Source organism: Parashewanella hymeniacidonis, assembly GCF_016900895.1.
In the GTDB taxonomy this organism is placed as follows: domain Bacteria; phylum Pseudomonadota; class Gammaproteobacteria; order Enterobacterales; family Shewanellaceae; genus Parashewanella; species Parashewanella hymeniacidonis.
This window is the reverse complement of sequence record NZ_JAFEUN010000161.1, coordinates 1-6,690: the sequence shown is the minus strand read 5'-3', so window position 1 is coordinate 6,690 and position 6,690 is coordinate 1. Positions and strand designations below refer to the sequence as shown.

The following is a 6,690-nucleotide window of genomic DNA, read 5'->3' as shown; positions in this document are numbered from 1 at the left end:
ATCAATGCTTCTTTTTCAGCGCTGAACGTACTCAAATTTGAAGATATTAAAGCAAAAAATGTTACTGGTGAAACGGTCATATCAATCGCCTCATGGAAACGTCGTAAGTTCAATCAGCACTTGGTAAATTTAGTTTTCGGTAAGTTAGGAATAGACGTGAGTGATGAAAAAGTATCTCAGGTTTATAGTGAAATCAGTGAGTACGGGACAATTGCTGCATAAAACTGTCTGCGGTATTGTCAAAAGAAAGATTATTTTTTTACTGGTCGCTTCCAGCCATAAAGGTTGCGTTGTTTTCCGCGAGCAACAGCTAACTGCTCATCTTCTACTTTAGATGTTACTACCGACCCCGCTCCCACCGTCGCCATCTTACCAATTTCAACCGGCGCTACGAGTGATGAATTTGAGCCAATAAAAGCACCATCATCAATCTGAGTCAGTGATTTGTTCACACCATCATAGTTACAGGTAATGGTACCTGCACCGATATTGACTCTTTCACCGATTTGAGCATCGCCAAGATACGTTAGATGCCCTGCTTTTGAACCTTTGCCTAACACTGATTTTTTCATTTCAACAAAATTACCAACATGAGCATCTTGTTTCAGTTCAGCTCCGGGACGTAAACGAGCAAATGGCCCTGCACTGGCGTCTTCGCCAACAACAGCATTTTCGATGATAGAATATGGTTTTATCACTGCATTGTCAGCAATAGTACTGTTGATAATGATAGCGCCTGCGCCAACTGTCACGCTATTACCAAGTTTAACTTCACCTTCAAACACCGTATTAATATCAATCATCACATCCATACCTACTTCAACATTACCTCGAATGTCGATGCGGTTTGGATCGCGTAAATTGGCGCCTGCAAGCATCAGTTTTTCAGCTTCACGTAATTGATAAGCTCGTTCTAACTGAGCCAGTTGCACTCGGTTATTAGCGCCTTCTACTTCAATCGCTGATTGTGGTTGCGCAGTACTGATTTCAACACCATCACGATGCGCCATAGCAATGACGTCGGTAAGATAATATTCACCTTGAGCGTTATCAGAAGATAATTGTCCCAACCAAGATTTTAATTGTTTGCCTGGTAATGCCATAATGCCTGTATTCACTTCTTGAATAGCAAGTTGCTCACTATTCGCATCTTTTTGCTCAACAATGCCCACAACGTTACCGTTTTCACGAACGATACGCCCGTAACCCGTTGGGTTATCAAGGTAAACCGTTAAGATTGCTAAACCATTATCAGGTTTGGCTGTTAACAATGATTCTAATGTTGATGTTTGAATGAGTGGCACATCACCATAAAGTACCAATACAGTATCATCATCAGTGATGTGATCATTTGCTTGAGCAACGGCATGGCCTGTACCCAACTGCTCCGCTTGCAATACCCAATTTAGTGCTTGTTCTTGAATCTTGGCTTGTAACTTATCGCCACCGTAGCCGTAAACAAGATTAATGGTCTCACTACCAAGGTTTTTAGCCGTAGCAATAACATGCTCAACCATAGACTTGTGAGCAATCGGGTGCAGAACTTTCGGGAGATCTGAACGCATTCGGGTACCTTTTCCCGCCGCTAAGATCACTACATTTAACGCCATCATCATATCCTTTGTGAAAATCTAAATGGATTTTACAAGAATAGGAGAGATTCGGCACGTAAAAGGTTTAGAAATTGGATGAGGTAACACTTTTAAGCTCTCAGCCTGATTAACCAAGCTTCGCACTTCTCTTTTAAAGGGAATAGGAATAGGAATAGGAATAGGAATCGGGATTGTCGCTATAGAATCATTTTCCTCTGTGTTGATATTGATTTTAGCTTCTTGATAACCATCTACCACTTCAGTCGCCTTTGGCTCTGCACTTAAAGAGGGGGGAGTAGGGTTTATTCCAACTGACTCCACACGAAATTCATTTTGTTTACTCTTAGATAAAATATCTTTCCTTAACTCTTCTAATTTACTCACACCTTCTCTGTGCTCTTCTTCCTCTTGTGACACTCTGTCAAAAACAACTTCTTCCGTTCCAAGAATGCTCTTCGCTTTATGATAATCATCAGGCAACTGCGCTTGTGGCCAGAGCTGAAAAATAGGGTATGGTACATGGATAAAGTTGGAGAATCTTTGTGCATGAGTAAAGGCTGCATCATCACTTGCTCTACAATTTTTTGCAATGGCATGCATGCCATTTGCGGCTGAATTTTCAGCAAAAGGCAGCCCATCACCTCCACGTTTAATTGATTGCCAATGAAATAAAGCACACCCCATATCAGCCAAAGAAATGCTCAGCATACCCATGGTCAAAAATGCGAGAGGGCCTATAATACCTCCAGAACTTATCGTGCCAAATACTGCCATTGACGCTCCAACCATAAGAAGTGCACTCGTAGCCAATTTCTCCCAAAATCGCTTTTTAGCTACGTTAATTTCAGCTTTTTTTAGATATCTTTTCGCTTCATCTAATGCTTCTTTAGCCGTTTTCAGTAATCTTTCGTTTTCCTCAAGCTTTTCGATGACGGGATCGAGTGGAACATTACTTAAATCAAAATTTTGATTTTTAGCCTTGCTTTCCAGTGCTTCTGTATGGGCAACAATCTTAGTGTTGAGATCACGAACGCTTTCTTCAAGCTTTTCACATTCGGCTTTAAATTTAAAAACTTCCTCTACTAACTTTGTCGACTTATTAGGGTTGTTAAGCGCAAAATCTAGTCCTGCACCTGGTGCACCAAACGTTAAGTTTGCGACCGTTAATATCACACGTTTAGGAATGGATATTCTTCTTGCCCAAGTAAAAGCCGTTCCATCCTCGACACCACACGCTTTCATTAAATAAAAGGCAGTATTACCGATTGAATCAGCTCCTAAAGTAAGACCTTCTCCTTCTTCACTCTTATTTTTTAGGCGCCAATCAATCAAGGCAGTAATGGAGTCTGCTGCAAACAATAGTGCAACAGAACCAACAATAACACCGATGACAATAGGTAAAGCGGCACCGCCACTGGCAACGACAGAGCCTATAGATAATCCAACGCCAAGCAGAACAAACGGAATAGCAACCATTCTGAACAAGAAGCTTTTTCGAGCGATATTTACACTATTTTTTTTGGCTTCTTCAAAATTACTTTTCGCACTTTCGACACTGCGCTCTCTTACCTCACTGGCGGAATCACGAGTATTACTTGCAGGCGTTAAAGGCACTACGTTTTGAAAGTTATCTCTGTGTATATCCTCATCATTCGAATCTACTGTATTTTTTGAGATGTTAGATACTGAATGTGAGTAGGGATAGGGGTATGAGCCATCATAAGGTTGATGACAAGCTGGCAAGCACATAAATAGGAACTCCAAACAAACATCGTTTGAATGAAATCCCGCATTCAATACAGATATAAAAAAGGAAAGCCTGATCCTGACCTTCCTTTACATTTTAACTTGCTATTTTATATACAAAAACACTATTCTAAGTTAATTCCAATTCCGTCAGTGTATATTCAGGCTGAAAGTTTAAATTTTGCAACCAGTTGACTCAATGAATCCACCTTGTTTGACAGTTGTCGTGTTTCAACAGCAGCTTCGGTAGTTGTAGCTAATGACTGACCTGTAACTCGAGCAATGGCGTCCATATTCTCAGCCACTTCACCTGACACAGCAGATTGTTCTTCACCCACTGTAGCTATAGATTGAATATTCTCGGCAACATTTTGTGCGTTCGTCACTATTTCATTGAGTGCTCCACCCGCTTCTTCGGCTAACTCTACACCTTGCTGCACTTGCTCAATACTGGAATCCATTTGATGAATAACTTGCTCTGTTTGTTTCTGCATTGCGCTAATGGTCGACTTAATCTCTTCCGTTGCTACAACGGTTCGTTGCGCAAGCTGCCTTACTTCATCAGCCACAACCGAGAACCCTCGACCATACTCACCTGCACGAGCAGCCTCGATTGCTGCGTTAAGCGCAAGTAAGTTCGTTTGATCAGCAATACTGCTAATTACCGTCACAATGGAGCCAATTTCTTCACCACGATTACCCAACTCTTTCACTGAAGAAGTTACATCGACGACGACACCATCAATTTTTTGCATACTTGAAATGGTTTTATCGACAACGGATTGTCCACGAGTAGCAACCTCTTCAGTTTGTACTGCACCATCTGCCGCCCCCATACTACTTTGCGCTACATCTCTGATAGAAGCTGACATTTCCTCAATTGCTGCTGAAACCATGTCTGCTTGCTGACTTTGTTCTTCCATATTTTTAGCAATTCGATTATTTGCCTCGGTTAGTTGCTCACTGCCTTCAGATACTTGATACATCGCACCATTTACTTCACTGATCAACTCATTCAATGAAGATGACATTTTATTTACTACACACGTAAGCTCACCCAACTCATCATTACTGTTAACTGACAGCGGCTTACCACTTAAATCGCCATCTGCTACAGCTTGAGTTCGTTGTAGAATTTGATTTAATCCAGATGATATTTTTTTCGAAATCAATGTTGCTATTAAAGCTGAGACAGCAATGGCAATGAGCGTTGAGATTAACTGAGCCCAAAACGTTGTGACTTCAACGTCTTTAACCCTAATTAAATCATTCTTAACAAGCTTTTCTTGAGACTCTTTTATATCCGCAAGTAAAGATTTTATTTTTGCTACACGTGGTGCAGCCTCTGATGCTAATAAATAATTTGCTTTATTCCAATCATCAGCTGATCTAAGGTCGAGTATTTTTGTTGGTAATGGAGAAAAAACACTCTTGTTTTTCTTATAGGAAGACCAATGCTGTTGTTGACTAGGTGAAAAAAGAGCCTGCTGTGCTAAAACATGTTGATATAGATTTTCGTGATGTTTCCACTCTTTATTAAACTTCGCTTCATATTTATTATCTCCTGAAAGGAGGTATGAGCGGATGCCAGCAAGTGACAATTCAAACGAATCTCTTAAGTCAGCGACACTTTTCAATAACATTTTACGTTCAGGAGTCGCTGACAAACCTTCCTCTATATCCAGTAATTCTGTTAATGATGCAATTTTCAACTCCGCAAGAGGCATTGCTTCATCGATTAACAAAGAATAAGAGGGGATATTGTTTTTATCATGAGCAATCATTTCTATTTGTGTTTGGGAGTCTTTAAATTCATTAATTAATGATTTTATTTGGATAAATTTGCTCTTATCTTCACTGCTTTCCCATCGGGTAGAAAACAAACTAATGTCTTTAATCGCACTATCAATATCATTCAATGACTGTTGACGATTAAGCTTCATTTCTTCACCAACTTCAGGGTCTTTCCCTAAAATCATATAACCTCGTAATGAGGCTAAAGAATCATTCACTCCGTTTAATAACTTCCAACCACTCACCTTTGTAGGAAAGCGCAGATCAACAAGCTGATGTTCTAACTCCTGCATTTTCTTGATTTGGAAGTGACTAATTACGGCATTAATAATAAGAAATAAGACAATGGCAGAAAAGCCCAGTCCGAGTTTGTTTCCGATGGAAAGCTTCATTGATAAATCCTTTTATTCAAACAGCTAAAGCGGTATCAGATAATGAGTATAGTCGAGTTTAAAAATTATACCCGTTACTCAAAGCTCCTTGAGATAAAGAGATAATAAAAGGGTTTAGGTGACCTTCTGCAGTAGTTTAGTTGTAAAGAATATCAATACTAAAAAATGCCCAATAACACTCACAAAAAGACCTTCAAAGAGAAGGCCTTTTGCTTTTGATAATCATTAAAATTTATTTGGAATAATTACTTTCTGTTGGGTGATAATCAATTGAAATCGTACCACCTGGTAACGCTTTAGAGTTATTATTTTGGTACCATACATAATAATAGCCACTTTGTTTTGATGGTTTTATATCACAAAATAAAGGACTATTAGGTTGCTGGTCATTACTAATGACGCAAACATCTTTTGATTCTCGAGTAGATGGGATTTGATTTGCTTCACCAACGACGAGTTTACTCACGCCATTTTCAGGATGAAGAGTTATCCTAATTTTATTTTTGGGTACCGCCAAACGGTAACAATTAGAGTTTTGCTCTTTTGATGCTTTTTTTCCACCTACCATTCCTAAAGATTGTTCTCCAGTTGATTTAAATACGGGAGTATTGGTATATGACTCTTCATCAGTAAATTCTTTACTACAGTATGTAGAAGGCTGTTCAACTGGTTGAGCCAATTGCACGAGATCGGTTACCAATTGCGCTGATTGGTTTGGCGTTAAAATTGTAAAATCAATATTTGCTGAGTCTGAGCCAAATATTGATCGCTGTATTACTCCCTTATAAACACCAGCTTTGACTGAGCTGATAGTGCAATCGTTGTTAAAAGCAGGAATAGCACAATCATTAAACCCATCATGTTTATCTGAAACAACCCTTGTAATATCCGGATATCCAGCTGCTTTTATTGCCATTAAAATTGAGGAGCTAGAAGAAGAAATTTTTAAATTATTCACACCTTTAGGCACTACAACAGTGAAACACTGATAATCCCCTTTTTTATCAATGGCTACCTTTGTATCTTTATTTAATTGAACTTTAATACTCGATGCTGCAGTTTTTCTTAATTGACAATCATGCAGCATAATCCATATCCTGAAATTTTTTTACATGAAATTTTAACGAATTGGTTTCTTCCTGATGACCTAAATCTCTGCCTGCCAT

Annotated in this window: 5 protein-coding genes; 1 reads left to right on the top strand and 4 read right to left on the bottom strand. The window is 39.2% G+C overall.

Annotated elements, in window-relative coordinates; all coding sequences use genetic code 11:
• On the top strand, positions 1–222 hold a 222-nt coding region (locus tag JQC92_RS20345), incomplete at its 5' end, for a hypothetical protein (RefSeq protein ID WP_205001358.1).
• A 29-nt stretch (positions 223–251) separates the two neighbouring features.
• Here JQC92_RS20345 and glmU read toward each other — a convergent pair.
• The 4 genes from glmU to JQC92_RS20325 form a co-directional block, all read right to left on the bottom strand.
• A complete protein-coding gene (gene glmU / locus JQC92_RS20340; protein ID WP_205001357.1) occupies positions 252–1,610 on the bottom strand; it encodes a bifunctional UDP-N-acetylglucosamine diphosphorylase/glucosamine-1-phosphate N-acetyltransferase GlmU in 1,359 nt (452 codons plus the stop codon).
• Between the two features lie 21 nt (positions 1,611–1,631).
• Positions 1,632–3,341, bottom strand: coding sequence for a hypothetical protein (locus JQC92_RS20335; protein WP_205001356.1), 1,710 nt, complete (start codon positions 3,339–3,341; stop codon positions 1,632–1,634).
• 158 nt (positions 3,342–3,499) lie between these two features.
• Complete coding sequence (locus JQC92_RS20330) at positions 3,500–5,524, bottom strand: HAMP domain-containing methyl-accepting chemotaxis protein (protein WP_205001355.1); 2,025 nt, start codon at positions 5,522–5,524, stop codon at positions 3,500–3,502.
• A gap of 232 nt (positions 5,525–5,756) precedes the next feature.
• The gene (locus JQC92_RS20325) at positions 5,757–6,611 is read right to left on the bottom strand and encodes a hypothetical protein (RefSeq protein WP_205001354.1); all 855 of its coding nucleotides are present in this window, start codon (positions 6,609–6,611) and stop codon (positions 5,757–5,759) included.
• Positions 6,612–6,690 lie beyond the last annotated feature (79 nt).

Excerpts from the sequence above, each read along its gene's own strand:
- glmU (WP_205001357.1), bottom strand. The coding sequence starts at position 1,610 with ATGGCGTTAAATGTAGTGATCTTAGCGGCGGGAAAAGGTACCCGAATG.
- JQC92_RS20335 (WP_205001356.1), bottom strand. The coding sequence starts at position 3,341 with ATGTGCTTGCCAGCTTGTCATCAACCTTATGATGGCTCATACCCCTAT.
- JQC92_RS20330 (WP_205001355.1), bottom strand. The coding sequence starts at position 5,524 with ATGAAGCTTTCCATCGGAAACAAACTCGGACTGGGCTTTTCTGCCATT.
- JQC92_RS20325 (WP_205001354.1), bottom strand. The coding sequence starts at position 6,611 with ATGCTGCATGATTGTCAATTAAGAAAAACTGCAGCATCGAGTATTAAA.